We start from the raw sequence: 26573 nt of genomic DNA on the forward strand, positions 1-26573 counted from the left end.
AGTGAAACGATGATCATCGGGGTGGGGATCGACGTGGCGGAGATCGACCGCTTCGCCGCGTCGCTGGAACGGACGCCGGGGCTGCTCCAGCGGCTCTTCGTGGAGCGCGAGCTGCTGCTGCCGAGCGGCGAACGGCGCGGGCCGGCCTCCCTGGCGGTGCGGTTCGCCGCGAAGGAGGCCCTGGCCAAGGCCCTGGGCGCGCCGGGTGACCTGCACTGGACGGACGCCGAGGTGTACGTCGAGTCCACCGGGCAGCCGCGGCTGCGGGTACGGGGGACGGTGGCCGCGCGGGCCGCCCAGCTCGGGGTGCGGCATTGGCACGTGTCGCTCAGCCACGACGCCGGCGTCGCGTCGGCCGTGGTGATCGCCGAGGGGTGACCGCCGAAGGGTGATCGCCGAGGGGTGACCGCCGAAGGGTGGTCACCGAGGGGTGACCGCCGATCGGTGAACGCCGATGGTTGATCACCGCGGGGTGATCGCCGGGCGGTGATCGCCGCGGATTGGTCGCCGGGCGGTGAGGCTCGGCGTTGGCTGAGAGGGTGCAGGTATGCGTACCGCCTATCGCGTGGAGACCGTACGGGCCGCCGAGGCCGAGCTGATGGCGCGGCTGCCCGAAGGAACGTTGATGCAGAGGGCCGCCGCCGGACTCGCCGCCGCGTGCTCCGCCCTGCTGCCGCGGGTGTACGGGGCGCGGGTCGTGCTCCTCGTCGGCAGCGGCGACAACGGCGGCGACGCCCTGTACGCCGGCGCCCGGCTCGCCCGCCGCGGGGCCGGTGTGACGGCCGTGCTCCTCGGGGCCCGGGCCCACGGCGGCGGGCTCGCGGCGCTGCGCGCGGCCGGCGGGCGGGTCGTCGGCCCGCACGACGACCCGTACGACGCACTGGCCGTCGCCGACCTCGTCATCGACGGGATCACCGGCATCGGCGGGCGGGGCGGACTGCGGCCCGACGCCGTACCCGTCGCCCGGGCCGCGCGCGGTTCCGACGCCGTCGTCGTCGCCGTCGACCTGCCCAGCGGCGTCGACGCCGACACCGGCGAGGTCGTGGGCGAGGCGCTGCGGGCCGACGCGACCGTCACCTTCGGCACGTACAAGCCGGGGCTCCTCGTCGACCCCGCGCGTGAGTACGCCGGCGCGCTGCGGCTCGTCGACATCGGGCTCGGCGCCACGCTGCCCTCGGTGCCGGACCTGGAGGCGCTCCAGCACGAGGACGTGGCCCGGCTGCTGCCGGTGCCGGGCGCCGGGAGCGACAAGTACCGGCGCGGGGTCGTCGGGCTCGTCGCCGGGTCCGCGCGCTATCCGGGGGCCGCCGTGCTCGCGGTCGAGGGGGCGCTGCGGGGTGGCGGTGGGGCGGTGCGGTACGTGGGGCCGGCGGGTGACGCGGTGATCGCCGCGCATCCCGAGACGCTGGTCCACGCGGGGCCTCCTTCGAAGGCCGGGCGGGTGCAGGCCTGGGTGGTCGGGCCGGGGCTCGGGGACGGGCCCGGTGTGGGGGAGGTGCTGGCCTCGGACGTACCGGTGCTCGTCGACGCGGACGGCTTGCGGGAGCTGTCCCCGGAGGCGGTCAAGGCCCGCAGCGCCCCTACGCTGCTCACCCCGCACGCGGGCGAGGCCGCGGCACTGCTCGGCGCGTCGCGGGAGGAGGTCGAGGCGGGACGACTGGCGGCGGTGCGGGAGCTGGCGGGGCGGTTCGGGGCGACGGTGCTCCTGAAGGGGTCCACGACGCTGGTGTGCGGGCCGGGGGGTGCGGGGCCGGTGCGGGTGAACCCGACGGGGACGTCGTGGCTGGCCACGGCGGGGAGCGGGGACGTGTTGTCGGGGGTCGCGGGTTCGCTGCTCGCGGCGGGGCTCTCGGGGGTGGATGCGGGGTCGGTGGCCGCGTATCTGCACGGGCTTGCGGCCCGTCGTGCTTCCCAGGGCGCCGGGCCGATCACCGCGACGGACGTGGCCCGGGCTCTGCCGGAGGCGTGGCGGAGCGTCGTCGGTTGAGCGCGGCTCGGTCGGGTGCAGTTCGGTCGAGTGCGGTTCGGCCGAGTGCGGTTCGGTCGGGTGCGGTTCCGGCGCCGGCTCCTTCCGCCGGTGGGCCGCCAGTCGGGCCAAGCCGTTGACCCGCAGGTGGGGCAGAGCGCGCGCCGTTCGCCCGCTCGGCGTTGGCTGGGTGGGTGATCGACTTGAGAGTGCGGCCTCGCGCCGTCGTATCGCTGATGGTGCTGGCCGTCATGCTGCCTCTGTCCTCGGCCCGTGCCGATGCCCCCGAGCCCCTCGTGCCCGGGGGTGTCGGTGCGGTGCGGGGCGAGTTTCCGATGGACACGCCCGACCAGGTGTTGCCGCCGCTGCCGGAGGCGGAGGGCGGTGTGCCCGTACCCGAGCCGGAGGCGGTCGACGAGCTGGTCGAGTTCCTGCCGCGCAGTGCTGCCGGGGCCTCCTGCACCGCCAAGGCCGGGCCCCATCAGCGGCGGGTGGAGCGGCTGCTGAAGCTCAAGGTGGACGGCAAGCAGTCGGTCGCCGACTGCACGGCCATCCGGGCCTTCCAGAAGAAGGAGGGCATCAAGCCGGCGATCGGCTACGCCGGACCCGTCACCTGGGCACGTGCCGAGTTGCTGGCCGCTCGCAAGAACCCCAACGCCGGGGGTAAATGTCCCGTTCGTACGCATGTCGTCGCCTGTGTCGATCTCGACCGGGAGCTGATGTGGGTGCAGAAGGGGAAGCGGGTGATCTACGGGGTCGTGAACGTGCGCAGCGGGCGGCCGGGTTACCGGACGCGCACGGGGTGGCACACCGTCTACTGGCGCCACAAGGACCACTGGTCGTCCATCTACAACACGCCCATGCCCTACTCCCAGTTCTTCAGCGGCGGCCAGGCCTTCCACGCCGTGTACGGCCAGATCGCCACGCCCGGCGGCAGCCGCGGCTGCGTCAATCTCAGCCACGCGAACGCGCGGAAACTCTGGGACGTCCTCCGCAAGGGTGATCGGGTCTACATCTGGGGGAAGCGGCCCGGCGGCTGACACCTGAGAGACTGGGCGCGATGACTCAGACACCGTTGCCCCTCCGTGCCCGCGCCGAGATCGACCTCGGTGCGCTGCGTGCGAACGTTCGCGCGCTGCGCGCCCGTGTCGCGCCCCACGTCCAGGTGATGGCCGTGGTCAAAGCCGACGCGTACGGGCACGGGGCCGTCCGGTGTGCTCGTGCCGCGCTCGACGCGGGGGCGAGTTGGCTGGGGACGGCGACTCCGCATGAGGCGCTCGCGCTGCGGGCGGCCGGGTTGGACGACGTACGGATCCTGTGCTGGCTGTGGACGCCCGGCGACCCGTGGGGTGCCGGGATCGAGGCCGGTCTCGACATGGCCGTCAGCGGGATGTGGGCGCTCGAGGAGGTCGTGCGGGCTGCCCGCGAGGCGGGGCGGCCGGCTCGGATCCAGCTCAAGGGCGATACCGGGCTCGGGCGCAACGGGTGCCAGCCGGCCGACTGGCCCGAGCTCGTCGGCGAGGCGCTGAAGGCCGAGGCGCAGGGGCTGGTCAAGGTCACCGGGCTCTGGTCGCACTTCGCGTGCGCCGACGAGCCGGGGCATCCGTCCATCGCCGCGCAGCTCGAGGTCTTCCGGTCGATGCTCGACTACGCCGAGAAGGCCGGGGTCGAGCCCGAGGTGCGGCACATCGCGAATTCGCCGGCCACCCTGACCGTTCCCGGGAGTCATTTCGACCTCGTGCGGCCCGGCATCGCCATGTACGGCGTCTCGCCCGCTCCCGAGATCGGCACCTCCGCCGAGCTCGGGCTGCGGCCGGTGATGTCGCTCAAGGCGAGCGTCGCCCTGGTGAAGGAGGTGCCGGGCGGGCACGGGGTCAGTTACGGGCACCACTATGTGACACCCGGTGAGACCACGCTCGGGCTCGTGCCGCTGGGCTACGCCGACGGCATCCCCCGGCACGCCTCCGGGCGCGGTCCGGTTCTCGTCGACGGCACCGTGCGGACGGTGGCCGGGCGGGTCGCCATGGACCAGTTCGTCGTGGACCTGGGCGGCGACCGGCCCGCGGCCGGCACCGAGGCGGTGCTGTTCGGGCCGGGCGACCGGGGCGAGCCGACCGCGCAGGACTGGGCCGAGGCCGCCGACACCATCGCGTACGAGATCGTCACCCGGATCGGTGCGCGCGTGCCGCGCGTCTACCTGGGCGAGTAGGGGGAGGACGGGGCGTGGGCGACGAGACCTGGCGGCGGGCCGGATGGGCCGGTGCCGCGATAGGTGTGCTGGCCGCCGGTGCGGCGGCGGGGGTCGCCCTGGAGCGGCTCACCGTCGGGCGTTCCGTACGTCAGAAGGCCCTGCTCGCGCTGGACACGGAGGGTCCCTACGGGGCCCTGCGGGGTACGTCCGGGCGGGCGGTCGCCGATGACTCCACCGAGCTCTACTACGAGGTCGACGAGGTCGAGGCGGAGGCCCCCGCCCCGCGGCGGCGCAGGCTCTTCGGGCGCAAGGCGCCCGCGCCCCTCACCGTGGTCTTCAGCCACGGCTACTGCCTCAACCAGGACTCCTGGCACTTCCAGCGCGCCGCCCTGCGCGGGCTCGTCCGTACCGTCCACTGGGACCAGCGCAGTCACGGCCGTTCGGCCCGGGGCGCCGCCCAGTCGGGTCCGGACGGGGTGCCCGTCTCGATCGATCAGCTGGGGCGCGATCTCAGGGCCGTCATCGACGCCGCCGCCCCGGAGGGCCCGCTGGTGCTCGTCGGGCACTCGATGGGCGGCATGACGATCATGGCGCTCGCCGAGCAGTACCCCGAGCTCGTACGGGACCGGGTCGTCGCCGTCGCCCTCGTCGGCACCTCGGCCGGCCGGCTCGACGAGGTCAGCTACGGGCTGCCGATCGCCGGCGTCAACGCCGTCCGGCGCGTGCTGCCCGGTGTGCTGCGGGCGCTCGGCTCGCAGGCGGAGCTGGTGGAGCGGGGGCGGCGGGCCACCGCGGACCTGTTCGCCGGGCTGATCAAGAAGTACTCGTTCTCGTCGAGGGACGTCGACCCGGCCGTCGTACGCTTCGCTGAGCGGATGATCGAGTCGACCCCGATCGACGTGGTCGCCGAGTTCTACCCGGCGTTCGTCGAGCATGACAAGGACGGCTCGCTGGCCGCGTTCCGCGACCTGCCGGTGCTCGCACTGGCAGGCGACCACGACCTGGTCACGCCCAGTTCGCACACCGAGGCCATCGCCGACCTGCTGCCGGACGCGGAGCTGGTCATCGTGCCCGACGGGGGGCATCTGGTGATGCTGGAGCACCCGGAGGCGGTCACCGACCGGATCGCCGACCTCCTCGTACGGGCGGGCGCCGTGCCGCGGCCGGAGAAGGCCGGTTCCGGCAACGGATAGGTTGGCGGGCATGGACACACCGCACAACCAGGTCACCCTCGCCGTCGACTCGCCCGAGCGCATGCAGGAGCTCGGCCGCCGCCTCTCGAAGCTGCTGCGGCCCGGCGACCTCGTGATGCTCACCGGCGAGCTGGGCGCCGGGAAGACCACGCTCACCCGCGGGCTCGGTGAGGGCCTGGGCGTCCGCGGAGCCGTCACCTCGCCGACCTTCGTCATCGCCCGCGTCCACCCTTCGCTGGTGGGCGGCCCAGCCCTGGTCCACGTCGACGCTTACCGGCTGGGCGGCGGCCTGGACGAGATGGAGGACCTGGACCTCGACGTCTCGCTGCCCGACTCGGTGGTGGTGGTCGAGTGGGGCGACGGCAAGGTGGAGGAGCTGACGGACGACCGGCTGCACGTGCTCATCCACCGGGTCGTGGGGGACACCGACGACGACCGGCGGACGGTCGTTCTGAACGGGATCGGCGCCCGGTGGGCGGAGGAGGACCTCCAGCTGGGTTGAACCGTACGCCTGAACGTACGTAGGTTCCGACAACCTGTCGGGAAAATGTTGCGCCGGAACTCCAAGCCGTGGTCACATGGAAGCACGAGCTGGTTAGGTGTACCTAACCTACGGGAGGCATTCATGGCGACGCCGGAGCACGCCGTTCAGGCGGACCGCACGGACAGGCGCGTCTCGATGAGCGACCTGCTGGCTTCCTGCGCCGCTGCCACAGCGGTGTCCACCCCGCCCCGCGAGCCCGAGCAGCCCGCGCGGGAAGAGCCCGTCGCCGGACGCGACGAGGCCGCGTAGCTCGTACGCGACGCGGTCCCCTGGCTCGTACGCGACGAGGCCGCCTGGCTCGTACGCGACGAGGCCGCCTGGCCCCTACGCGACGACGACGACCTTCGCGCCGATCACCGCGAACGTCCACAGCGCGTCGCCGTCCGCCCGCTTCATGCGCACGCCGCCGGTCTTCTTCGACGGGTCCGGCGTCGGGGTCGAGCCGTCCACCGCCGCGCTGAAGCCGATCGAGACGTCCTGGACGGTCGCGAAGCGCACCACGTGCTCGATCTGGACGCCGTCCGAACCGCGCACCGCGCCCGAGCGGGACGTCACTGCGTACACGCCCGGCGGCGGGGAGACCGTGCTCGGCATCACCGAGAAGGAGTGCGTGACCTGGCCCTTCTCGTCCACCAGCCAGACCCTGCGGTCCTCCAGGGCGTACACCACGCGCTCGCCCCTGCCGGAGCCCGCGGGCACCGTGAGCGGGTCGCGGGGCGGCTTGGCCGGCTTGCCGCTCGCCGTGGGCGAGGGGACCGCGGCCGGCGTCTTCGGCTTGGCCGCGAGGTCGGCGGCCGACGGCGCGCTGGCCGAGGCCTGATAGGCGAGGAAGGCGACCGCGGCGATCGCCGCCGCGGTGAGCCCGGCCACGAATCCCGAGCTGCTCCTTGCCACCGTCGCCCACCTTCTGTCGTACGTACGTATCGGTGCCTGACCGTAGCAGCAGCCGCCCCTTGCACAGGGGGCACCATGCGTGGCGCCGCGGCGCCGTAGGCTGTTTGCGTGCTCTTGCTCGCCATGGATACCGCCACCCCCGCCGTCACCGTCGCCCTGCACGACGGCGACTCCGTCGTCGCCCGGTCGAGTCAGGTCGACGCCCGCCGGCACGGGGAGCTGCTGCTGCCCGCCGTCGACCGGGTCCTGAAGGAGGCCGGGCTGAAGCTGGACGCGGTGACCGGCCTCGTGGTCGGGGTCGGGCCCGGCCCGTACACCGGGTTGCGCGTCGGCCTGGTCACCGCCGCCACGTTCGCCTCCGCGCTCGGGGTGCCGGTGCACGGCCTGTGCACGCTCGACGGCCTCGCGTACGCCTCCGGGATCGAGGAGCCGTTCGCCGTCGCGACGGACGCGCGCCGCAAGGAGGTGTACTGGGCGCGGTACGACGACGCCCGCACCCGGGTCACCGACGCGGCCGTCGACCGGCCCGCCGACATCGCCGAGCGGCTCGCCGGCCTGCCCGTCGTGGGCGCCGGCGCCCGGCTCTACCCCGAGGCGTTCCCGGACGCCCGCGACCCCGAGCACCAGTCGGCCGAGGCGCTCGCCGCCCTCGCGGCCCGGAAGCTGGCCGAGGGCGACGACGGCTTCCTCGACCCGCTGCCGATGTACCTGCGCCGCCCCGACGCGCAGGTGCCCAGGAACTACAAGGTGGTCACCCCCAAGTGACCGCCGTGACCGAGGCCGTGCTGCGCGAGATGCGCTGGTGGGACATCGCGCCGGTACTCGCGCTCGAGGCCGAGCTGTTCCCCGAGGACGCCTGGTCCGAGGGCATGTTCTGGTCCGAGCTCGCCCACGCCCGCGGCCCGCGGGCCACCCGCCACTACGTGGTCGCCGAGGACGCCGCCGGCCGGCTCGTCGGGTACGCCGGGCTCGCCGCGGCCGGCGGGCTCGGCGACGTCCAGACCATCGCCGTCGCCCGCGACCAGTGGGGCACCGGCCTCGGCGCCCGGCTCCTCACCGACCTGCTCCAGCACGCCACCGCCTTCGAGTGCGACGAGGTCCTGCTCGAAGTGCGCGTGGACAACACCCGGGCCCAGAAGCTCTACGAGCGCTTCGGCTTCGAGCCCATCGGTTTCCGGCGCGGCTACTACCAGCCCGGAAACGTGGACGCGCTCGTGATGCGACTGACCGTTCAAGGAACTGAGACTGATTCTGATGGCTGCTGACGAACCGCTCGTACTCGGCATCGAGACCTCCTGCGACGAGACCGGCGTCGGCATCGTCCACGGGACCACCCTCCTCGCGGACGCCGTCGCCTCCAGCGTCGACACCCACGCACGCTTCGGCGGCGTGGTGCCCGAGATCGCCTCCCGGGCCCACCTGGAGGCCATGGTCCCGACGATCGAGCGCGCCCTGAAGACGGCCGGCGTCTCGGCGAAGGACCTCGACGGCATCGCCGTCACCGCGGGCCCCGGCCTCGCGGGCGCGCTGCTCGTCGGCGTCTCGGCGGCCAAGGCGTACGCGTACGCGCTGGGCAAGCCGCTCTACGGCGTGAACCACCTCGCCTCGCACATCTGCGTCGACCAGCTGGAGCACGGCAGGCTGCCCGAGCCGACGATGGCGCTGCTGGTCTCCGGCGGGCACTCCTCCCTGCTGCTGTCCTCCGACATCACCTCCGACGTCCGCCCCATGGGCGCGACCATCGACGACGCGGCGGGCGAGGCCTTCGACAAGATCGCCCGCGTGCTGGACCTGGGCTTTCCGGGCGGACCGGTCATCGACCGGCTCGCCAAGGAGGGCGACCCCGGGGCCATCGCGTTCCCGCGCGGCCTGAGCGGCGCCAAGGACCCCGCGTACGACTTCTCCTTCTCCGGTCTGAAGACGGCCGTGGCCCGCTGGATCGAGGCCAAGCGGAACGCGGGCGAGGACGTGCCCGTACGGGATGTCGCCGCGTCCTTCCAGGAGGCGGTCGTGGACGTGCTCACCCGCAAGGCCGTGCGGGCCTGCAAGGACGAGGGCGTCGACCACCTGATGATCGGCGGCGGCGTGGCCGCCAACTCGCGGCTGCGGGCGCTGGCCCAGGAGCGCTGCGAGCGGGCCGGAATCCGGCTGCGGGTGCCGCGGCCCGGCCTGTGCACCGACAACGGCGCGATGGTCGCCGCGCTCGGCGCCGAGATGGTCGCCCGTAACCGGCGCCCCTCCGACCTGGAGCTGTCGGCGGACTCCTCGCTGCCGGTGACCGAGTCGCACGTGCCGGCGGCGCACGACCACGGGCACGACCACACGCACGACCACGACCACGTGCACGAGGTCAGCAAGGAGAACCTGTACCCGTGACCACGGTGACCCTGATGTGGGAGGCGCGCGCCGCCGAGGGCCGCGGGGCCGAACTGCTCGCGTGGGCGCGCGCCCAGGAGCTCGCGGGCGCGCCGCTGCGCCGCGAGACCTTCCGCGCGCCGCAGGACCGGGTCCTGGTGCTCACCTGGTGGGAGACGGCGGACGGGCTCGCCGCGGAGCTGCCCGAACTGCCGGAGCCCGAGGCGGGTCTGGTCACCCGCCCGGTGCACCGCTGGCGCTTCGAATCCGTCGGTCAGTCCGTCTGATGGATCCGTCGGACTGGATCCGTCGAACTGGATCCGTCGGACTGGATCCGTCGGACTGGATCCGGCGGATCCATCCGGCTGACGTATCCGCCGGATAGTTCGTCGGATTGTCGTACCGCAGGCAACCTTTCCGGCCGGTAAGGCATCCCACAGCGCGTGAAGAAGACCCTCGCGCTGTGGGCGGCGCTGACCGCCGTGGCCCTGTTCGCGACCGGCTGCACGGCGGCCGACGCCGACACCCCCGACCGCACGGCCACACCCAGGGAAGCGCCCACGAGCGGGGGCCCCGCGGCCGGCCACAAGACGCCGGACGCCCCCGACGCCCGCGCCGCCGCCTACCGCAAGTGGGGCCTCAAGCCCTTCGCGCCCGCGCCCGCCCCGCCCGCGAAGAAGCCGGTGGTGCGCGCGCCCGGCGGCCCCGTCCCGGTGGTCAGCGACATCCCGACCAAGGACAAGGTCGTCTTCCTCACCTTCGACGACGGCGCCGAGAAGGACCCCGGGTTCGTCGCGATGATGCGCGATCTCGATGTCCCGATGACGATGTTCCTCACCGACGCCGCGATCCGCGCCGACTACGACTACTTCGCCCCGCTCGTCGCCCAGGGACACGGCGTCGCCAACCACACCCTCACCCACCCGAACCTGCGCACCCTGTCCCAGGAGGCCCAGCGCAAGGAGATCTGCGGTCAGCAGTCGAAGCTGGCCAAGGAGTACGGCAAGCGGCCGCGGCTCTTCCGCCCGCCGTACGGCAACTGGAACGAGTCCACCCGGGCCGCGGCCGGCTCGTGCGGGGTGGACGCGATCGTGCTGTGGCGCGAGTCCATGCAGATCAAGAACATGCAGTACCAGCGCGGCGATAAGAAGCTGCACCCCGGCGACATCATCCTGGCCCACTTCCGCGGCCCGTCCGAGCTCAAGGGGACGACGATGACCGAGATGACGGCCAACCTGCTGCGGCACATCCAGGAGCAGGGCTTCACTGTGGCCCGCCTGGAGGACTACCTCTAGGCGCGGAGCAGGCGCGGAGCAGGCACGGAAGAAAACTCCGGCGCGGTGTCGATGCGGGCGATTCCCGTTCGACGTATGAGTGGAAGGCGGGGAACGGCCCCGCCACCGCACCCGAGGAGCCACCATGCCCCGCTACCTGTCCCTCGTCCGCATCGAGGAGAACACGATCGACATGGAGTCCGCCGACCCCGGCTTCGAGCAGCGCATGGGCGCGCTCTTCGAGGAGATCACCAAGGCGGGCGTCATGCTGGACACGGCCGGTCTCAAGCCGACCGCCGAGGCCACCCGGGTCACCTGGAAGGACGGGAAGCTCTCGTACACCGACGGCCCGTTCACCGAGACCAAGGAGGTCGTCGGCGGCTACGCGATGATGCAGTGCAAGGACCGGGCCGAGGCGCTGGAGTGGGGCAAGCGCTTCCTGGAGGTCCACCCGCCGCACTGGACCGTGGGCCTGGAGATCCGCGAGGTCGAGGAGATGCCGGGCGCCTGAGCCCGGAGCCGGGGCGCGGACCCCGTGCGCCGGAGCCGGGGCGCGGACCCTGTGCGCCGGAGCCCCAGCGGCGGACGTGTCGCCTGTGCTGTCATGTGAGACGTGACGGCACAGACGGTCGAGGAGACCCTGGACACGGTCTTCCGGATGGAGTCCGCCCGGATCATCGCCACCGTGGCGCGCATCGTCCGGGACGTCGGCATCGCCGAGGAGATCGCCCAGGACGCGCTCGTCGCCGCGCTCGAACAGTGGCCGGAGTCGGGCGTCCCGGACCGCCCGGGCGCCTGGCTGACGGCCACCGCCAAGCATCGCGCCGTCGACCTCGTACGGCGGCGCGAGACGTACGCCCGCAAGCTCGCGGAGGCCGGCCGCGAGCTGACGGAGGAGTCGTACGACCCCGAGCCCCCGGGTCCCGGTGACATCGACGACGACGTCCTGCGGCTGATCTTCACCGCCTGCCACCCGGTGCTGTCCGCCGAGGCCCGTACGGCGCTGACGCTGCGGCTCGTCGGCGGTCTGCGCACCGACGAGATCGCCCGCGCCTTCCTCGTGCCTGAGGCGACCGTCGCGCAGCGGATCGTGCGGGCGAAGCGGTCGCTGGCCAGGGCGGGCGTGCGGTTCGAGGTGCCGTACGGGGCGGACCGGGCGGCCCGGCTCGACTCCGTCCTCGAGGTCATCTACCTCGTCTTCAACGAGGGGTACGCGGCGACCGCGGGCGACGACCTGCTGCGCCCCGGCCTCTGCGAGGACGCGCTGCGCCTGGCGCGGGTGCTGTCCGCGCTGATGCCGCAGGAGAGCGAGGTCCACGGCCTGACGGCCCTGCTGGAGATCCAGGCCTCCCGCACCGCGGCCCGGACGACCCCGGACGGGGAGCCGGTCCTGCTCGCCGACCAGAACAGGCGCCGCTGGAACCGGCTGCTCATCCGGCGCGGCTTCGCGGCCCTGGAGCGGGCGGGTGACGGCCGCTCGTACGGTCCGTACGCCCTCCAGGCGGCGATCGCCGCGTGCCACGCGCGGGCGACGACGTACGAGGACACGGACTGGCACACGATCGCCGCCCTCTACGCCCGCCTCGCCGCCGTCACGCCCTCCCCGGTGGTCGAGCTGAACCGCGCGGTGGCCGTCTCGATGGCCGAGGGGCCGGCGGCGGCCCTGTCCCTGGTCGACGCCCTGGCCGCCGAACCGGCCCTGGCCGGCTACCACCTCCTGCCGAGCGTGCGCGGCGACCTGCTGGCCCGTCTCGGCAGGAACGCCGAGGCGCGCGCGGAGTTCGAGCGGGCGGCGCGACTCACCCGCAACGAGAGCGAGCGGGCCCTGCTGAGGACGCGGGCCCGGGACACCGGCGCGCGGGACGGGAGGCAGGGCATGCCCGGCGGATCACGTTCATGATCGGCGAGACCCCCCTGGGCCCCGCGCGGATCACGGCCGGGGCGGACAGGCCCTAGGCTTCTTGGCATGTCCCCGCGCAGCCCGCTTCCTCCGCCGCCCCCGCCCACCGAGCTCCGGAGCTGGCCCGACCGGGAGGCGCTGCTCGCCGACCGGGCGCTGGCGCTGGACGCGTTGGGGCGCCGGCTGCTCGGCGTCGGGCGGCTCGCGCTCTTCCTGGCCACGTTCCTGCTGCTCCAGCTCGGCTGGGGGCTGGTCGGCGTGGCGCTCACGTCGATCGGCGGGCCCCTGCTGGATCCGCTCACGCTGCTCGTGGACCTCGTCGCCGCCGTCCTCGGCGTCGGGGTCCTCGTCCCGGCGGTGTGGCTGACCGTGCGCGGGGTGCGCCGGGACCGGACCGTGCGCGAGCGGCTCGCCGGATGGGCCGCGCTCGACCGCCACGCCCCGACCGACAGCCGCCTGCGCGCTCCCGTTCTGAGTGCCTGCTGGCTGCTGCTCTCGTTCGCGATGTGCGCGGTCGGGCTGTGGATCGGCTTCGCGGCCCCGGTCAACGCCACCCGCGACAACGGCGGTTACGGCTTCGTCGCGTACGGCATGGGAGTGGCCCTCATCCTCTGGGTGACGGGCCTGACCGGCCTGGCCAAGGCCGCCGGCCACTACCGGATGGCGCTCAGGCTCACCGCCCGGCCGGGTGGCCGATCAGCATCGTCGGGGCTCCCGCGACCCGAGTGAGCAGCACCGTCGCGGAGTTGGGGCCCTTGAGCCGCACCTTGCGGCGGATCTCCTCGGGTTCGACGGCCGAGCCGCGCTTCTTCACGGTGAGGACGCCGACCTCGCGCTCGCGCAGCAGGGCCTTCAACTTCTTGAGATTGAAGGGGAGTTCGTCGGTGATCTCGTAGGCGGCGGCGTACGGGGTCGGGGTGAGGGCGTCGGCGGTGACGTACGCGATGGTCGGGTCGATCAGTCCGCCGCCGAGCCGCTCGGCCACCTCGGCGACGAGGTGGGCGCGGATGACGGCGCCGTCCGGCTCGTAGAGGTAGCGCCCGACGGGCCGTACCGCGGGGTCGGGCAGGGTGCCTCCGGTGAGGCTCGCGCCGCCGGGCAGGAGGGTGGCGCGGCGGGCACCGGGCTCGGTGCCGAACCAGAGCACGGCCTCCTTCACGTCCCCGCCGTCCGAGATCCACTCCGCCTCGGCCTCCTCGGGCACCGCCTCGTGCGGAATGCCGGGGGCGATCTTCAGGGCCGCGTGCGGGGCCTTGCGGGCGGCCTCGACGGCCCAGGACAGCGGCGGCGAATAGGCCTCGGGGTCGAAGATCCGGCCGCGGCCGCCGCGGCGCGCCGGGTCGACGAAGACCGCGTCGTACGGGGAGGTGTCGATCTCGGTGACGTCCGCGCAGCGCACCTCGATGAGGCCGTCGAGGCCGAGCGCCGTGGCGTTGGCGCGGGCGGCCTCGGCGGTGAGCGGGTCGTGGTCGACGGCGAGCACGGAGATCCCGGCGCGGGCGAGTGCGATCGCGTCGCCGCCGATGCCGCTGCACAGGTCGGCGACGCCGCGCACGCCGAGCTCCTTCAGGCGGGCGGCGCGGTACGCCCCGACCGTGGCCCGGGTGGACTGCTCCACGCCGTTGGGCGTGAAGTACATCCGGTAGGCGTCCTCGGCGCCGAACTTCGCCACCGCCCGCTGCCGCAGCCGGGCCTGCCCGAGGGCCGCCGAGACGAGTGCGGCGGGGTGGTCGCGGCGCAGCCGGGAGGCGACCGCCAGCTCCTGGGCGGGGTCGTAGTCGCGCAGGGCGGCGAGGAGCGTCTGCCCCTCGGGGGCGAGCAGGGCGGTGAAGGCGGCGAGGTCGGTCACCCGTCCCATTGTGGCGGCCCGGGGAGCTGTGGGCCGCCCGGGGGATGGTGCGGGCGGTGCCGGTGGTGTCGGAGCCCGGGAGCGGCGTGGCGCTGACAGGATGCGGCGCCATGCAGCTAGTACGACAAAAGAGACAAAAACAAGAAAAGGGGCAGGACTGCCCGCGTCGGCCGGGCCGCTCCCCGCGCGTGGTCGGCGCCGCCCTGCTCGTCGCCGCGCTCGGCTCCGCCTGCGCGGGCCCCGGCGCCGACGAAGCGCCCGCACCGGCGAAACCGGCCGCAGGGGCCGGGCGGCAGCCGCGCGTCGAGGGTGCGGCCGGCGCGCTCGACGCGTACGTGGAACGGGTCCGCAAGGCCCGCGCCGCCCGGGTGGCCGCGGCCAGGAAGTGGGGTCTGGCCAAGCCGCCGCTGGAGGCGCCGGAGCCGCCCGCGGTGAAGCCGAGGATCACCACCCGCAAGGGGTTCGAGACCGACGGGGAGGACATGCCGCCGGTCTTCACCACCGTGCCGACCAAGGAGAAGGTCGTCTTCCTGACGATCGACGACGGTGCGGAGAAGGACCCCGAGCTGCTGCGGATGATGACCGACCTGAAGATCCCGTACAGCGCGTTCCTCAGCGACTACCTCGTCAAGGAGGACTACGGCTACTTCAGGAAGATGCAGGCCTCCGGGGTCGCCCTGCACAACCACACGCTCCGCCACCGCTATCTGCCCGGCCTCGACTACGCGGACCAGAAGCGCGAGATCTGCGGGATGCAGGACGTCATCCAGAAGCAGTACGGCAAGCGGCCCCCGCTCTTCCGGCCGCCCTACGGCAACTACAACGAGGACACGCTGCGCGCGGCGAAGTCGTGCGGGGTCAAGGCGGTCCCGCTGTGGGCGTCCGAGGCCTTCCCCGACCACATGGAGTGGCGCGAGTGGGATCGGGACCTGCACCCCGGCGACATCATCCTCACGCACTTCCGGGGCAAGGAGGACTGGAAGGGCACCATGCCGGACATGATCAGGAACGTGATGAAGACGATCACGGCCAAGGGGTACGCGGTGGCGAAGCTCGAGGACTACGTATGAGCCGGGCGCGCCGGCTGACCGCCGCCCTGGCCCTGACCGGCGCGCTGCTCGCCCTCACGGCCTGCGCGTCCTCGGTCGACCCGATCGAGCGGCTCGGCCGCAAGGCGGCGGAGAAGGTCACCCCGCGCCCGCACCGGGCGGTGCCCCAGCCGTCCGGGCGCACGGGGTCCCCGCCGCCGCGGCCCACCGCACCGGCCGGGCAGGCGGACAGGGCCGACCGGACCGACGAGGCCGACCGGAGAGACGAGGCCGACCGGACCGACGAGGCCGACCGGAGAGACGAGGCCGACCGGACCGGCGGGACCGACCGGACCGACGAGGCCGACCGGACCGACCGGGTCGGACCTGCCACCCCGGGTGCCCCCGCCGTCCCCCTCGTACGGAACCACGAGCTCCGTCCAGGCGTTCCTCCCACGCGGAGGGAATCGCCGCTCGGGTCGCCGCCGGTTCGCGCCACGGGGTCGTGAATTGGCACTCCGCTTGACCGAGTGCTAATCGCGGTCATAGTCTCAGGCTTGGCACTCCCCACCGGAGAGTGCCAACACAGCGACAGGCAGGTCCGGCACCCGCGACGACGGATCCACCTGGTCGCCACCTCAGACAGTTAACCCCGTGAGATCTCCGAAGGGGGAGGTCGGATCGTGACGACCGCCAGCTCCAAGGTTGCCATCAAGCCGCTCGAGGACCGCATCGTGGTCCAGCCGCTCGACGCCGAGCAGACCACGGCCTCTGGCCTGGTCATCCCGGACACCGCGAAGGAGAAGCCCCAGGAGGGCGCCGTCCTCGCCGTGGGCCCGGGTCGCTTCGAGAACGGCGAGCGTCTGCCGCTCGACGTTCAGGTCGGCGATGTCGTGCTGTACAGCAAGTACGGCGGCACCGAGGTGAAGTACAACGGCGAGGAGTTCCTCGTCCTCTCGGCTCGCGACGTGCTCGCGATCATCGAGAAGTAATTCACCGAAGTACCTGAAGCAGATGCTTTGAGCTGCGCCCCTGACCCCGCACCGGGCGTCCGGGGCGCAGTTCGTTTCACCAGTTTCACCACGAAATCCGAGAGGGCTGAACCGCTCCCATGGCGAAGATCCTGAAGTTCGACGAGGACGCCCGTCGCGCCCTTGAGCGCGGCGTCAACAAGCTGGCCGACACGGTGAAGGTGACGATCGGCCCCAAGGGTCGCAACGTCGTCATCGACAAGAAGTTCGGCGCCCCCACCATCACCAACGACGGTGTCACGATCGCCCGCGAGGTCGAGATCGAGGACCCGTACGAGAACCTCGGCGCCCAGCTGGTGAAGGAGGTGGCGACCAAGACCAACGACATCGCGGGTGACGGCACCACCACCGCCACCGTGCTCGCCCAGGCCCTGGTCCGCGAGGGTCTGCGCAACGTCGCCGCCGGCGCCTCCCCGGCCGCCCTGAAGAAGGGCATCGACGCCGCGGTCAAGGCCGTCTCCGAGGAGCTCCTCGCGACCGCCCGCCCGATCGAGGACAAGTCCGACATCGCCGCCGTCGCCGCGCTCTCCGCGCAGGACCAGCAGGTCGGCGAGCTCATCGCCGAGGCGATGGACAAGGTCGGCAAGGACGGTGTCATCACCGTCGAGGAGTCCAACACCTTCGGCCTGGAGCTGGAGTTCACCGAGGGCATGGCCTTCGACAAGGGCTACCTCTCCCCGTACATGGTGAGCGACCAGGAGCGTATGGAGGCCGTCCTCGACGACCCGTACATCCTGATCAACCAGGGCAAGATCTCGTCCATCCAGGACCTGCTCCCGCTGCTCGAGAAGGTCATCCAGGCCGGCGCCTCGAAGCCGCTGCTGATCATCGCCGAGGACGTCGAGGGCGAGGCGCTCTCCACCCTCGTCGTCAACAAGATCCGTGGCACCTTCAACGCCGTCGCCGTCAAGGCGCCCGGCTTCGGTGACCGTCGCAAGGCGATGCTCCAGGACATGGCCACCCTCACCGGTGCCACCGTCATCTCCGAGGAGGTCGGCCTCAAGCTCGACCAGGCCGGTCTGGACGTGCTGGGCTCCGCCCGCCGCGTGACCGTCACCAAGGACGACACCACGATCGTGGACGGCGCCGGCGCCTCCGAGGACGTCCTCGGCCGCGTCAACCAGATCAAGGCCGAGATCGAGTCCACGGACTCCGACTGGGACCGCGAGAAGCTCCAGGAGCGCCTCGCGAAGCTGGCCGGCGGCGTGTGCGTGATCAAGGTCGGCGCCGCCACCGAGGTGGAGCTGAAGGAGAAGAAGCACCGTCTGGAGGACGCCATCTCCGCGACCCGCGCCGCGGTCGAGGAGGGCATCGTCTCCGGTGGTGGCTCCGCTCTGGTCCACGCCGTCAAGGTCCTCGAGGGCAACCTCGACAAGACCGGCGACGAGGCCACCGGTGTCGCCGTGGTCCGCCGCGCCGCCGTCGAGCCGCTGCGCTGGATCGCCGAGAACGCCGGCCTCGAGGGCTACGTCATCACCGCGAAGGTGGCGGAGCTCGAGAAGGGCAACGGCTTCAACGCCGCGACCGGCGAGTACGGCGACCTGGTCAAGGCCGGCGTCATCGACCCGGTGAAGGTGACGCGCTCCGCCCTGGAGAACGCCGCCTCGATCGCCTCCCTGCTGCTCACCACCGAGACCCTCGTGGTGGAGAAGAAGGAAGAGGAGCCGGCGGACGCGGGCCACGGCCACGGCCACGGTCACTCCCACTGAGCCCGGTAGCGGCTAGCCGCTAGCCGCTCTGTCGAGGCCCGGTGCCCCCGTCGCGGGGGCACCGGGCCTCGCCGTCTCCTCGGGCTCGGCGTGTTCTCTCAGCCCTCGTACGCCTCCACGGCCCCGAGCTGCTCCATCAGCCCGAGCAGGTCGTACTGCCACCACCCTTCCGCGATCTTCCCGTCCTCCCGGAAGCGGTGGATGACGGTCCCGGTCATCGTCACCTCCATGCCGGTGGGCTGGAGTCCCATGAAGTCACCGTTGTGGGTCCCCTTCCAGGTCCAGCGGGTGCAGACCCGGTCGCCTTCGGCGATCTGGTCGTCGGCGGTGAACGTGAAGTCGAAGCCGCCCCGCCACATCTCCACCTCGCGCCGGACCGCGTCCATGCCGATGACGTCCTGCTCGTTGGTCGGATCGTGGTCGTGGTACCCCTCGGCGATCACCTCGTCGAGCAGCGCGAGCTCCGGCTCGCGGGCGAGCATCTCCAGGAGGCGACGGGCGTTGCCCTTGTTCAACTGCTCGTCGCGGACCACGTCCAGATCGGTGAAGGTCGGCATCTCGTCGCAGAGCGCGACCATCTCCCGGAAGATCCGGTCGGTCTCGGGAAGCTGCGAGTTGCGCATGGCCACGTCGTACGAGGGGAACTCGACGATCTCCACCACATGCGAGGCGTCGGTGCGGTCCTTGCCGACGATGTTGTGGGTGGCGGTGCGCCTGCCCTTGGTCTGTTCGACCCATTGGTCCATGAGCCGGTTCAGGTCGTCGACCCGGCTGGTCCTGCAGTCAATTATCTGTACAAAACTCATGACGCCTCCCGGAGACGTCTCCCGGACCCGGTAGGACCCTTCCAGTTTAGGGCCGGGGGGCCGTGGTGCCCTGGCAGCATGGGGCCATGGAGCGGGCCTGGGGGAAGCGGTCGGTCGCCGTCGGGGGCGACGCGCACATCGTGGTGACCGGCGACCACAACCGGATCGAGCTTCCGGCGCCGGACGTCCGCTCCGCCTACCGGGAGCAGGTCCGCCGGCTCGCCCCCGCCGAACTCGTGGACCGCGACACGGAGTTGGCCGAGCTGGCCGCCTTCTGCCAGGGGGAGGCGGGATACCGCTGGTGGCGGGCCGAGGCCTGGGCCGGCAAGACGGCGCTGATGGCGACGTTCGCCCTCACCCCGCCGCCGGGAGTCAGGGTCGTGCCCTTCTTCGTCACCGCCCGCTGGGCCGCCCAGAACGACGCCGTCGCGTTCGTCGACGTCGTCGTGGAACAGCTCGCCGAGCTGGCCGGCGAGCCGCTGCCCGCCCTCCTCACCGCCGCGACCCGCGAGGCCCACCTGCTCCGGCTCTACGGGGCCGCCGGCCGGGCCTGCGCCGAGCGCGGCGAACGACTCGTCCTGCTCGTCGACGGCCTCGACGAGGACCGGGGCGTCACCACGGGCCCGGACGCCCACTCGATCGCGAGCCTGCTCCCGCCGGACGCGACGGCGATCGTCTCCGGCCGCCTGCACCCGCCGCTCCCGCCCGACGTCCCCGACGGCCACCCGCTGCGCGACCCCGCGACCGTACGGATCCTCGCCCCGTCCCCGGCGGCCGGCGCGATCCGGCTGGAGGCCGAGCGCGAGCTGAAGCACCTGCTGGAGGCCGGCGGACCGCCGTACGAGCTCCTCGCGCTGCTCTCGGCCGCCGGCGGCGGCCTGACCGCGGACGACCTCGCGGAGCTGACCGGCGAAGTCCCGTACCGCGTACGGGACATCCTGCGCACCAGCACCGGCCGTACCTTCGCCCGCGGCGGCGACGCCTACCTCCTCGCCCACGAGGAACTCGCCGCCCAGGCCCGGGAGATGCTGGGCGCACGCGCAACGGCCCGCTTCCGCGACCGGCTGCACGGCTGGGCCGGGGAGTGGCGCGAGCGCGGCTGGCCGGAGGGGACGCCGGAGTACCTGCTGCGGGGGTACGGGGCGATGCTGCGGGCCGCCGGCGACGTGGACCGGCTGGTGGGGTGCGCGCTGGATCCCGTACGGCACGACCGGCTGCTGGCGGCGACGGGCGGGGACGCCTTCGCGCTCGGCGAGGTCACGGCCGCGGAGACGGCGGTCCAGGCCCGGGGCGACCGGGCCGACCTGGTGCCGACGATGCTGCGGCTCGGAATCCGGCGGGACGGCCTCGAACTGAGCGGCCGACTCGTCCCGCCGGCGGTGGCGGCGGGCTGGGCCGCCGTCGGGGAGGTGGACCGGGCGCTGGCCCTCGCCCGCGGCGCCGGGGGCGAGCGGGCGGTCGTCGCGCTGTGCGCGGTGGCGGGCAGGCTCCTTGAGCGGGGCGAGCGGGCGACGGCGGAGGAGGTCGCCGCAGAGGCGGAGGCCCGGTCGTCGCAGGAGCGGAACGGCCTCGCGCGGGACACGACGGCGGAGGAGACCGCCCGGCTGCTGATCGCGCTCGGCGCGTACGACAGGGCGGAGCGCCAGATCCGGCGGATCGCCGGGGACCGGGGCCGCGACCGGCCGTTGTACGCCCTGATACGCGCGCACGGCGCGGCGGGCCGGTTCGGATCCGCCCTGGCCCTCGCGAGCGGGGAGTCGAACGTCCGCGTGCGGGCGAACGCGCGGTCCGAGACGGTCCGGGCCCTGGTCCGGGCGGGCCGGATCGAGGAGGCCGAGCGGGCGGCCAGGGAACCGGATTCCCACCACGCGGTCCGCGCGGTCGTCCTGCTCAGGGCCGCGCCCGAGCTGCGCGCGGCCGGCCACGAGGGGCCGGGTGCGGCCGCGCTTGCGGAAGGTCTCGAGGAATTGCGGCTGACGCGCCCGGGCGAGGCCGCGATGGGCCTGCGGCGCAAACTGATCCAGGCGCTGGTGGCGGCGGGCGAGTTCGCGCGTGCGCAGGGTCTGAGCCACGACCGGTTCGGCGCCGGCGACCAGGTCGTCTACGCGGCCGCGCTGGCCCGCGCGGGGGAGTGGGACCTGGCTTGGTCCGTGGTCGACGGCCTGGACGACGACGATGCCGACGAGGCGATGGAGGCCTTCGCCCAGGGCATGGCCGACGCCGGGGACCTCGACGCGGCCGAGGAGCTGGGCCGGGAGCTCTCCGGGTATCTCCACTACTTCTGGGAGGGGGTGGCGGAGGCACGCCTCGAGCGGGACGAGCCGGACGCCGTCGAGTCCCTGCTCGACCGGCTGACCCACAGTGGCCGCGGCTTCGGAGTGATCGGTGAGCTCGTCCGGCGGAGGGTCGCGGCGGGCCGGATCGAGCAGGCCCGTGCCGTGCTGGCGCGCATGAGCGGCCCCGAGCACGAGCTGCGGCTCTCCGCCTTCATGATCGGCCCGGCGGCCGGGGCCCTGCACGACGCGGGGCACACCGCCGAGGCCCGGGAGCTGCTGGTCTCCGCGGAGGAGCGCAGCCGCAGGCCGCCCCGGCACGAGACGCTCCGGCGGCTCACGCGGATCGCACCGGCGCTGGCCTCGGCGGGGCGGCGGCCGCAGGCGCTGGCCCTGCTCGACGCCGTCGACCCGCACGAGGACCGCTTCGAGCCGGACGCGGTGCCCGCGCTGATCGCGGTCGGACAGCTGGAGCTCGCGGAGGAGCAGGCACGGCAGGCGGAGGAGTTCGCCCGGCTGTCCCTGTTCGCGGACGTCATCGCCGCGCTGGTCGCCGAGGGCTCGTACGAGCACGCGGAGGACCTGGTCCAGGAGCGCGGCGACTACCGGGAGGACGTCGCGGCGGCGGCGCGGGCGTACCTCGACGCGGGTGCGACCGACCGGGCCGCCGGGTACGCGGAGCGGCTGTCCTCGGACTTCGACATCGCCGAGGTGTACGCGGAGGTGGCCCTCGCCGTGGAGGGGGAGGGCCGTCGCGGGCAGGCGGACGAGTGGCTGGACACGGCCGTGGACGCGGCCTGGCCCAGGGTCGCGACCAGCGCGGTCATGCTGCCGAGCGGGGTCCGTGCCCAGCTCGCTCTCGGGCGGCGGGACGAGGCGGCGGCGCTGTTGCGGAAGGCCACCCGGGCCTGGTCGGGCAGGTACGGGCACCTCCAGCCGGAGCATCTGCTGCGGTCCTGGGTCCTGTTCGGTGCGTACGACCACGCGGTGGACCTCCTGCGGTCGCTCCCGCCCGACGCCGTCGGCAAGGGCCTGCCGCTGCTCGCCGCCGACCTCGCCCGCGCCGGGCAGTACGCGCGGGCCGAGGCCCTGCTGGCCGAGGCGCACCACCTGGGCCCGAAGTGCGCCGCGGCGTACACGGTCCTCGCCACCGAGCACCCGGATCCCGCCGAGGCCCGGCGCTTCACCGCGCTCGCCCTGCACCTCGGGCCCTGGTACGACGCCCTGCCGGCGGTGTCGGCCATGGCGCCGGAGACGGTGGACCTGGTCGCCGCGGAGGGGGCGCGGCTACGCCGAGCGCTGGAGGTCTGAGGCGCTGACCTCCTCCGCGAACGGCTCCCCCCGCCCGTACCGCGCCACTTCCTCGAGTGCCTGGTCCGCCATCCGGTGCAGCTCGTTGCCGAGGGAGCCGGCCACGTGCGGGGTGAGGAGGACGTTGGGGAGGGTCCACAGCGGGGAGTCGGGGGCGGGGAGTTCGGGGTCCGTGACGTCGAGGATCGCGTGGAGGCGGCCCGAGCGGAGGTGCGGGAGGAGGGCGGTCTCGTCGACGAGGGAGCCGCGCGCGGTGTTGATCAGGGTTGTGCCGTCGGGCATCGCGGCGAGCTGGGCGGGGCCGAGCATGTGGTGGGTGGCGGGGAGTTGGGGGGCGTGGACGGAGACGACGGTGCTGCGCGCGCAGAGTTCGTCCAGGGCGACGAGCCGCACACCGGGCGGCGGAGTGGTCGCGTACGGGTCGTACAGCAGGATCTCGAAGTCGAAGGGGCGCAGCAGGTCGATGACCCGGCGGCCGATGCGGGAGGCGCCGATGATGCCGACGGTGCGGCGGTAGTTGCCCCAGGTGGTGGACTCGTCGAGCCAGGCCTGGTCGGTGCGCAGGTCCGCGTACTGCTGGGCGGAGCGCAGGACCCGCTTCCCGGCGAAGAGGATCGCGGCGAGCGTGTACTCGGCGACGGGCAGCGCGTTGGCGGCGGCCGCCGAGGTGACGGCGAGGCCACGCTCCCAGCATGCGTCGGTGATGTGGTGCTTGACCGAGCCGGCCGCGTGGACGACGGCCCGCAGGCGCGGGGCGCGGTCGAGGACCTCGGTCGTGAGCGGGGTGGCGCCCCAGCAGGTGAGCAGGAGTTGGGCCTCGGCGAGGGCGGCGGCGACCTCGGGGGTGGGCGCGGTGAGGTCGTGGGCGACGAGGTGCGGGTCGGTGCGGGCGAGCGCGCCGAGGCGGGCCCGGTGGGCGTCGGTGAACAGCCGTTCGGCGATGCCGGGGCCCATGGCGAGCAGGAGCCGGGGGCGGTGCGGGGGCTGGTTGTCAGTGGCGGGGTGCATCGTGGGACCTGTGCTCCTCACTTGACGCTGCCGGCGGTCAGGCCCGCCTTCCAGTGGCGCTGGAGGGCGACGAAGGCGACGACGAGGGGGACGACGGCGAGCAGGGATCCGGTGACGACGAGGGGATAGAAGTCGGGTTCGGCGTGGGCGTTGCTGTTCCACGCGTACAGGCCGAGGCTCAAGGGGTAGAGCTTCTGGTCCGACAGCATGACCAGGGGGAGGAAGAAGTTGTTCCAGATCGCGGTGAACTGGAAGAGGAAGACGGTCACGAAGCCGGGCATGACCATGCGCAGTCCGATGGACCAGAAGGTGCGCAGCTCGCCGGCTCCGTCGATACGGGCGGCCTCCAGGGCCTCGTCGGGGATGTAGCCGGCGCTGAAGACGCGGGCGAGGTAGACACCGAAGGGGTTGACGAGGACGGGGACGAACACGGCCCAGTAGGTGTTGACGATGCCCACCTCGCTGGCGAGCAGGTACATGGGCAGGGCGAGCGCGGTGGTGGGGACGAGCACGCCGAGCAGCACGACGCCGAACAGCTGCTCCTTGCCCCGGAAGTCGTACTTGTCGAAGGCGTAGCCCGCGGCGACGCTGATCAGCGAGCAGGCGGCGGCGCCGAGGCCCGCGTAGAGGAGGCTGTTGAGGTACCAGCGGAAGTAGATGCCGTCGTTGTGGTCGGCGAGTCGGCGCAGGTTGCCGCCGAGGTCGAAGCCCTCGAAGGAGAAGGCGTCTCCGGCGAGGAGTCCGCCGGCGTCCTTGGTGGCGGCGGTGAGCAGCCAGACGAGCGGGAAGAGCATGTAGACGGTGGCGAGGACGAGGGCGCCGTTGACGGCGGTCCTGGACAACCAGGGCGTACGGGGGGTGCTCATGCTGCCTTCCCCTTCCGGCGGCCGGCGCGGCGGCCGGTCAGACGTGTGACGGCGAAGGACAGCAGCGCCGCCGTCAGGGCGAGCAGGACGGACGCCGCCGCTGCCAGTCCGTAGTCGTTGCGGTCGAAGGCCGCCGTGTACGCGTACATGTTGGGCGTCCAGGTCGAGGTGACGGCTGAGCCGGTGCCCTTGTTGAGGATCAGCGGCTCGGTGAAGAGCTGGAGCGAGCCGATGACGGTGAACAGGGCGACCATCGCGAGGGAGGCCCTGATCAGCGGGAGTTTGATGGAGAAGGCGACCCGCCAGGAGCCGGCGCCGTCGACGGTGGCGGCCTCCAGGACGGAGCGGTCGATGGCCTGGAGAGCGGCGTAGAAGATCACCAGGTTGTAGCCGAGCCATTCCCACAGCGCGATGTTGACGATGGAGGGGAGGGCGCCTTCGGGCGAGAAGAAGTCGAAGCCGACGCCGCCGGCCTCCATGGCGTGGACGACCGGGCTGAGCTGCGGGGTGTAGAGGTAGACCCAGATCAGCGCCGCGATGATGCCGGGGACGGCGTGCGGCAGGAAGAGCGCGAGCTGGAAGAAGCGGCGTGCGCGGGCGAGCGCCGAGTCGAGCAGCAGGGCGAGGCCGAGGGCCCCGGCGAGCAGCAGCGGGATGTAGAGCAGGCAGTATCCGAGCAGCACGCCGAAGCCTTCGAGGAAGGCCCGGTCACCCAGCGCCGCGGTGTAGTTGTCGAGTCCGCTGAAGACGGTCTCGGTGCCGCCGAAGCCGAGTCCGGACTGTTTCTCGGTGAAGAGGCTGAGCCGGACCGCGTAGCCGATCGGCACCACCATCACCGCGGTGAACAGCAGGAAGAACGGCGTCAGCAGGGTCGCCGCGGCGCGGGTGCGGGCCTTCACGGGGTCAGCCCTCGACCTTCAGACCGCGCTTGGTGAGTTCGGCGACGGTGGCGTCGTGGCCGGCCTTGACGGCGTCGGTGATGGTCGGCCCGCCCTTGGAGAGCCTGCCGAACCGGTCCTTGATGGTGGTGTTGGTGGTGCCGGTGGCCGGCCCCCAGGCCCAGTTGTCGTCGATGGAGGCGCCGGCCTCCTCGAAGAGGGCGTAGATGTCCTGGCCGCCGTAGTAGCTCGCGTCGAAGACCTGCTTGGCGACCGGGCGCAGCGCGGTGGCGGCGGGGAAGGCGCTGGAGGTTCCGGAGGCGATGCGGGCCTTGATCCCGGCCTCGGTGGTGGCCATCCATTCGGCGAACTCGACCGCGGCGGCCTTCTTCCCGCTGTCCTTGGTGACGGCGAAGGAGGTGCCGCCGAGCATGCCGCTGGCGGGGGTGCCGTTCCAGTTCGGCATGGGGGCGACGGCCCACTTGCCGCTCTGCTCGGGCAGGGTGCCCTTGAGGACGCCCGCGCCCCAGGAGGCGCCGAGGTAGCCGATGGTGGTGCCGTTCTTGAGGGAGCCGGTCCACTCGGGGCTGAACGAGGCGTTCTTGTGGACGAGGTCCGCATCGAGGAGGCCCTGCCAGTAGGCGGCGACCTTGCCGGTGGCCGGGTCGGTGGTGTCGATCTTCCAGGTGTCGTTCTCGGCCTTGAACCACTGGGCGCCGGCCTGCCAGGCCATGGCCTCGAAGGTGGTCGGGTCGTCGGGGAAGAAGGTGGCGATCCGGGCCTTGGCGTCGGCCTTCTTCACCTTCTCTGCGGCCGACTTGAACTCGTCCCAGGTCTTGGGGACGGCGACCTGGTACGTGGCGAAGAGGTCCTTGCGGTAGAAGAAGGCCTGCGGGGCGGCGTCGAAGGGCACCGCCCAGCTCTTGCCGCCGAGGGTGGTCAGCTCCACGGCCTGCGGCAGCAGCTTGGCGCGGTCCTGCTCGGTGAACTCGCCGCCGATGTCCTGCAGGGCGCCGGTGGAGACGAACTCGGGGAGCGAGGCGTACTCGATGGACACCAGGTCGGGGGCGTTGCCCGCCTTCACGGCGTTGGAGATCTTGGCGTAGCCGCCGGCGTTTCCGGAGGGGATCTCCTCGAACGTCACCTTGATGTCGTCGTGGGAGGCGTTGAAGGCGTCCACCACGTCCTTGGAGCCCTTGGCCCAGCCCCAGAAGGTGATGGTGACCGGCTCGTTCGCGGTCCCCCTGGCGGTGTCGTCACCGCTGCCGCCGCAGGCCGTGAGTACGGCCAGGGCGGTGGCGGTGCCGGCTATGACGCGGGTGGTTCTGCTCCGACTGCTCCAACTACGGCTCACGGCACGGCTCCTGACACGGCGGCGTGGACGGGGTTGGCCGTGATCCTGGGACGGTTCCTGAGCGAAGTCAAGAGCGAAAGATTGATTGATCGAAAATTGATCAGACGGTGTGCGCTCCGGACGTCCCGCCGAGGGGGTGGCGG

27 protein-coding genes are annotated in these 26573 nt (G+C 72.9%); 20 read left to right on the forward strand and 7 right to left on the reverse strand.

Annotation, left to right across the window (positions count from 1 at the left end):
* Positions 1–9 precede the first annotated feature (9 nt).
* From ACIGEZ_RS14590 to ACIGEZ_RS14620, 7 genes are all read left to right on the forward strand, one after another.
* On the forward strand, positions 10–378 hold the full coding sequence (locus ACIGEZ_RS14590) for a holo-ACP synthase (protein ID WP_399830430.1): 369 nt from the start codon (positions 10–12) through the stop codon (positions 376–378).
* A 169-nt stretch (positions 379–547) separates the two neighbouring features.
* Positions 548–1987 carry an NAD(P)H-hydrate dehydratase gene (locus ACIGEZ_RS14595; protein ID WP_399830432.1) on the forward strand — a complete coding sequence of 480 codons (1440 nt, stop codon included), beginning with the start codon at positions 548–550 and terminating at the stop codon, positions 1985–1987.
* A gap of 215 nt (positions 1988–2202) precedes the next feature.
* Entirely contained in the window at positions 2203–3006 is an 804-nt protein-coding gene (locus ACIGEZ_RS14600) for a L,D-transpeptidase family protein (RefSeq protein ID WP_399830619.1), read from the forward strand.
* 20 nt (positions 3007–3026) lie between these two features.
* Positions 3027–4175 carry an alanine racemase gene (gene alr / locus ACIGEZ_RS14605; protein WP_399830434.1) on the forward strand — a complete coding sequence of 383 codons (1149 nt, stop codon included), beginning with the start codon at positions 3027–3029 and terminating at the stop codon, positions 4173–4175.
* A 14-nt stretch (positions 4176–4189) separates the two neighbouring features.
* Positions 4190–5350 (forward strand): alpha/beta fold hydrolase, encoded by a 1161-nt coding sequence (locus tag ACIGEZ_RS14610; protein WP_399830437.1) that lies wholly within the window; start codon positions 4190–4192, stop codon positions 5348–5350.
* Between the two features lie 10 nt (positions 5351–5360).
* Entirely contained in the window at positions 5361–5852 is a 492-nt protein-coding gene (gene tsaE / locus ACIGEZ_RS14615) for a tRNA (adenosine(37)-N6)-threonylcarbamoyltransferase complex ATPase subunit type 1 TsaE (RefSeq protein ID WP_399830439.1), read from the forward strand.
* A 123-nt stretch (positions 5853–5975) separates the two neighbouring features.
* Positions 5976–6143 (forward strand): hypothetical protein, encoded by a 168-nt coding sequence (locus ACIGEZ_RS14620; RefSeq protein ID WP_399830442.1) that lies wholly within the window; start codon positions 5976–5978, stop codon positions 6141–6143.
* Between the two features lie 75 nt (positions 6144–6218).
* Here the strand turns inward: ACIGEZ_RS14620 and ACIGEZ_RS14625 are convergent, their stop codons facing one another.
* Positions 6219–6764: a hypothetical protein gene (locus ACIGEZ_RS14625; RefSeq protein ID WP_399830622.1), complete on the reverse strand. Its 546-nt coding sequence runs from the start codon at positions 6762–6764 to the stop codon at positions 6219–6221.
* Positions 6765–6896: 132 nt separating this feature from the next.
* Between ACIGEZ_RS14625 and tsaB the strand changes: the two genes are divergently transcribed.
* From tsaB to ACIGEZ_RS14665, 8 genes are all read left to right on the forward strand, one after another.
* Entirely contained in the window at positions 6897–7553 is a 657-nt protein-coding gene (gene tsaB, locus ACIGEZ_RS14630) for a tRNA (adenosine(37)-N6)-threonylcarbamoyltransferase complex dimerization subunit type 1 TsaB (RefSeq protein WP_399830445.1), read from the forward strand.
* A 5-nt stretch (positions 7554–7558) separates the two neighbouring features.
* Positions 7559–8053 carry a ribosomal protein S18-alanine N-acetyltransferase gene (gene rimI, locus ACIGEZ_RS14635; RefSeq protein ID WP_399830624.1) on the forward strand — a complete coding sequence of 165 codons (495 nt, stop codon included), beginning with the start codon at positions 7559–7561 and terminating at the stop codon, positions 8051–8053.
* Positions 8043–9164 carry a tRNA (adenosine(37)-N6)-threonylcarbamoyltransferase complex transferase subunit TsaD gene (gene tsaD, locus ACIGEZ_RS14640; protein ID WP_399830448.1) on the forward strand — a complete coding sequence of 374 codons (1122 nt, stop codon included), beginning with the start codon at positions 8043–8045 and terminating at the stop codon, positions 9162–9164. The genes rimI and tsaD overlap by 11 nt, the downstream gene beginning before the upstream one ends.
* Positions 9161–9430 (forward strand): hypothetical protein, encoded by a 270-nt coding sequence (locus tag ACIGEZ_RS14645; protein WP_399830451.1) that lies wholly within the window; start codon positions 9161–9163, stop codon positions 9428–9430. The genes tsaD and ACIGEZ_RS14645 overlap by 4 nt, the downstream gene beginning before the upstream one ends.
* Positions 9431–9586: 156 nt before the next feature.
* Positions 9587–10438, forward strand: a complete 852-nt coding sequence (locus tag ACIGEZ_RS14650; protein ID WP_399830453.1) for a polysaccharide deacetylase family protein — start codon at positions 9587–9589, stop codon at positions 10436–10438.
* Positions 10439–10562: 124 nt separating this feature from the next.
* Positions 10563–10928, forward strand: coding sequence for a YciI family protein (locus ACIGEZ_RS14655; RefSeq protein WP_399830456.1), 366 nt, complete (start codon positions 10563–10565; stop codon positions 10926–10928).
* A 147-nt stretch (positions 10929–11075) separates the two neighbouring features.
* Complete coding sequence (locus tag ACIGEZ_RS14660; protein WP_399830627.1) at positions 11076–12317, forward strand: RNA polymerase sigma factor; 1242 nt, start codon at positions 11076–11078, stop codon at positions 12315–12317.
* A 66-nt stretch (positions 12318–12383) separates the two neighbouring features.
* Positions 12384–13046: a hypothetical protein gene (locus ACIGEZ_RS14665; protein WP_399830459.1), complete on the forward strand. Its 663-nt coding sequence runs from the start codon at positions 12384–12386 to the stop codon at positions 13044–13046.
* Here the strand turns inward: ACIGEZ_RS14665 and ACIGEZ_RS14670 are convergent.
* Positions 12991–14175, reverse strand: coding sequence for a methyltransferase domain-containing protein (locus tag ACIGEZ_RS14670; RefSeq protein ID WP_399830462.1), 1185 nt, complete (start codon positions 14173–14175; stop codon positions 12991–12993). The genes ACIGEZ_RS14665 and ACIGEZ_RS14670 overlap by 56 nt on opposite strands.
* Positions 14176–14276: 101 nt before the next feature.
* Between ACIGEZ_RS14670 and ACIGEZ_RS14675 the strand changes: the two genes are divergently transcribed.
* The 4 genes from ACIGEZ_RS14675 to groL all read left to right on the forward strand — a co-directional run bounded on the left by ACIGEZ_RS14675 (position 14277) and on the right by groL (position 17934).
* A complete protein-coding gene (locus ACIGEZ_RS14675) occupies positions 14277–15236 on the forward strand; it encodes a polysaccharide deacetylase family protein (protein ID WP_399830465.1) in 960 nt (319 codons plus the stop codon).
* Positions 15233–15703, forward strand: a complete 471-nt coding sequence (locus ACIGEZ_RS14680) for a hypothetical protein (protein WP_399830468.1) — start codon at positions 15233–15235, stop codon at positions 15701–15703. Before ACIGEZ_RS14675 ends, ACIGEZ_RS14680 begins: the two co-directional genes overlap by 4 nt.
* A 174-nt stretch (positions 15704–15877) precedes the next feature.
* A complete protein-coding gene (gene groES / locus ACIGEZ_RS14685) occupies positions 15878–16186 on the forward strand; it encodes a co-chaperone GroES (protein ID WP_389204759.1) in 309 nt (102 codons plus the stop codon).
* A gap of 119 nt (positions 16187–16305) precedes the next feature.
* Positions 16306–17934: a chaperonin GroEL gene (groL, locus tag ACIGEZ_RS14690; RefSeq protein ID WP_399830471.1), complete on the forward strand. Its 1629-nt coding sequence runs from the start codon at positions 16306–16308 to the stop codon at positions 17932–17934.
* Between the two features lie 98 nt (positions 17935–18032).
* Here the strand turns inward: groL and ACIGEZ_RS14695 are convergent, their stop codons facing one another.
* Positions 18033–18740, reverse strand: coding sequence for an ester cyclase (locus ACIGEZ_RS14695; RefSeq protein WP_399830474.1), 708 nt, complete (start codon positions 18738–18740; stop codon positions 18033–18035).
* Positions 18741–18826: 86 nt separating this feature from the next.
* On the opposite strand from ACIGEZ_RS14695, the gene ACIGEZ_RS14700 reads away from it, so the two are divergent.
* Positions 18827–22324, forward strand: coding sequence for a hypothetical protein (locus ACIGEZ_RS14700; protein ID WP_399830477.1), 3498 nt, complete (start codon positions 18827–18829; stop codon positions 22322–22324).
* Here ACIGEZ_RS14700 and ACIGEZ_RS14705 read toward each other — a convergent pair.
* The 4 genes from ACIGEZ_RS14705 to ACIGEZ_RS14720 are packed head-to-tail and all read right to left on the reverse strand — an operon-like array spanning position 22301 to position 26430.
* Positions 22301–23332 (reverse strand): hydroxyacid dehydrogenase, encoded by a 1032-nt coding sequence (locus ACIGEZ_RS14705; RefSeq protein WP_399830480.1) that lies wholly within the window; start codon positions 23330–23332, stop codon positions 22301–22303. The two genes, ACIGEZ_RS14700 and ACIGEZ_RS14705, sit on opposite strands and share 24 nt — an antisense overlap.
* A 17-nt stretch (positions 23333–23349) precedes the next feature.
* On the reverse strand, positions 23350–24198 hold the full coding sequence (locus ACIGEZ_RS14710) for a carbohydrate ABC transporter permease (protein ID WP_399830482.1): 849 nt from the start codon (positions 24196–24198) through the stop codon (positions 23350–23352).
* Positions 24195–25097: a carbohydrate ABC transporter permease gene (locus ACIGEZ_RS14715; RefSeq protein ID WP_399830485.1), complete on the reverse strand. Its 903-nt coding sequence runs from the start codon at positions 25095–25097 to the stop codon at positions 24195–24197. The genes ACIGEZ_RS14710 and ACIGEZ_RS14715 overlap by 4 nt, the downstream gene beginning before the upstream one ends.
* A gap of 4 nt (positions 25098–25101) precedes the next feature.
* Entirely contained in the window at positions 25102–26430 is a 1329-nt protein-coding gene (locus tag ACIGEZ_RS14720; RefSeq protein WP_399830488.1) for an ABC transporter substrate-binding protein, read from the reverse strand.
* Positions 26431–26573 lie beyond the last annotated feature (143 nt).

It is taken from the genome of Streptomyces sp. NPDC085481 (genome assembly GCF_044541845.1).
Classification (GTDB): Bacteria; Actinomycetota; Actinomycetes; order Streptomycetales; family Streptomycetaceae; genus Streptomyces.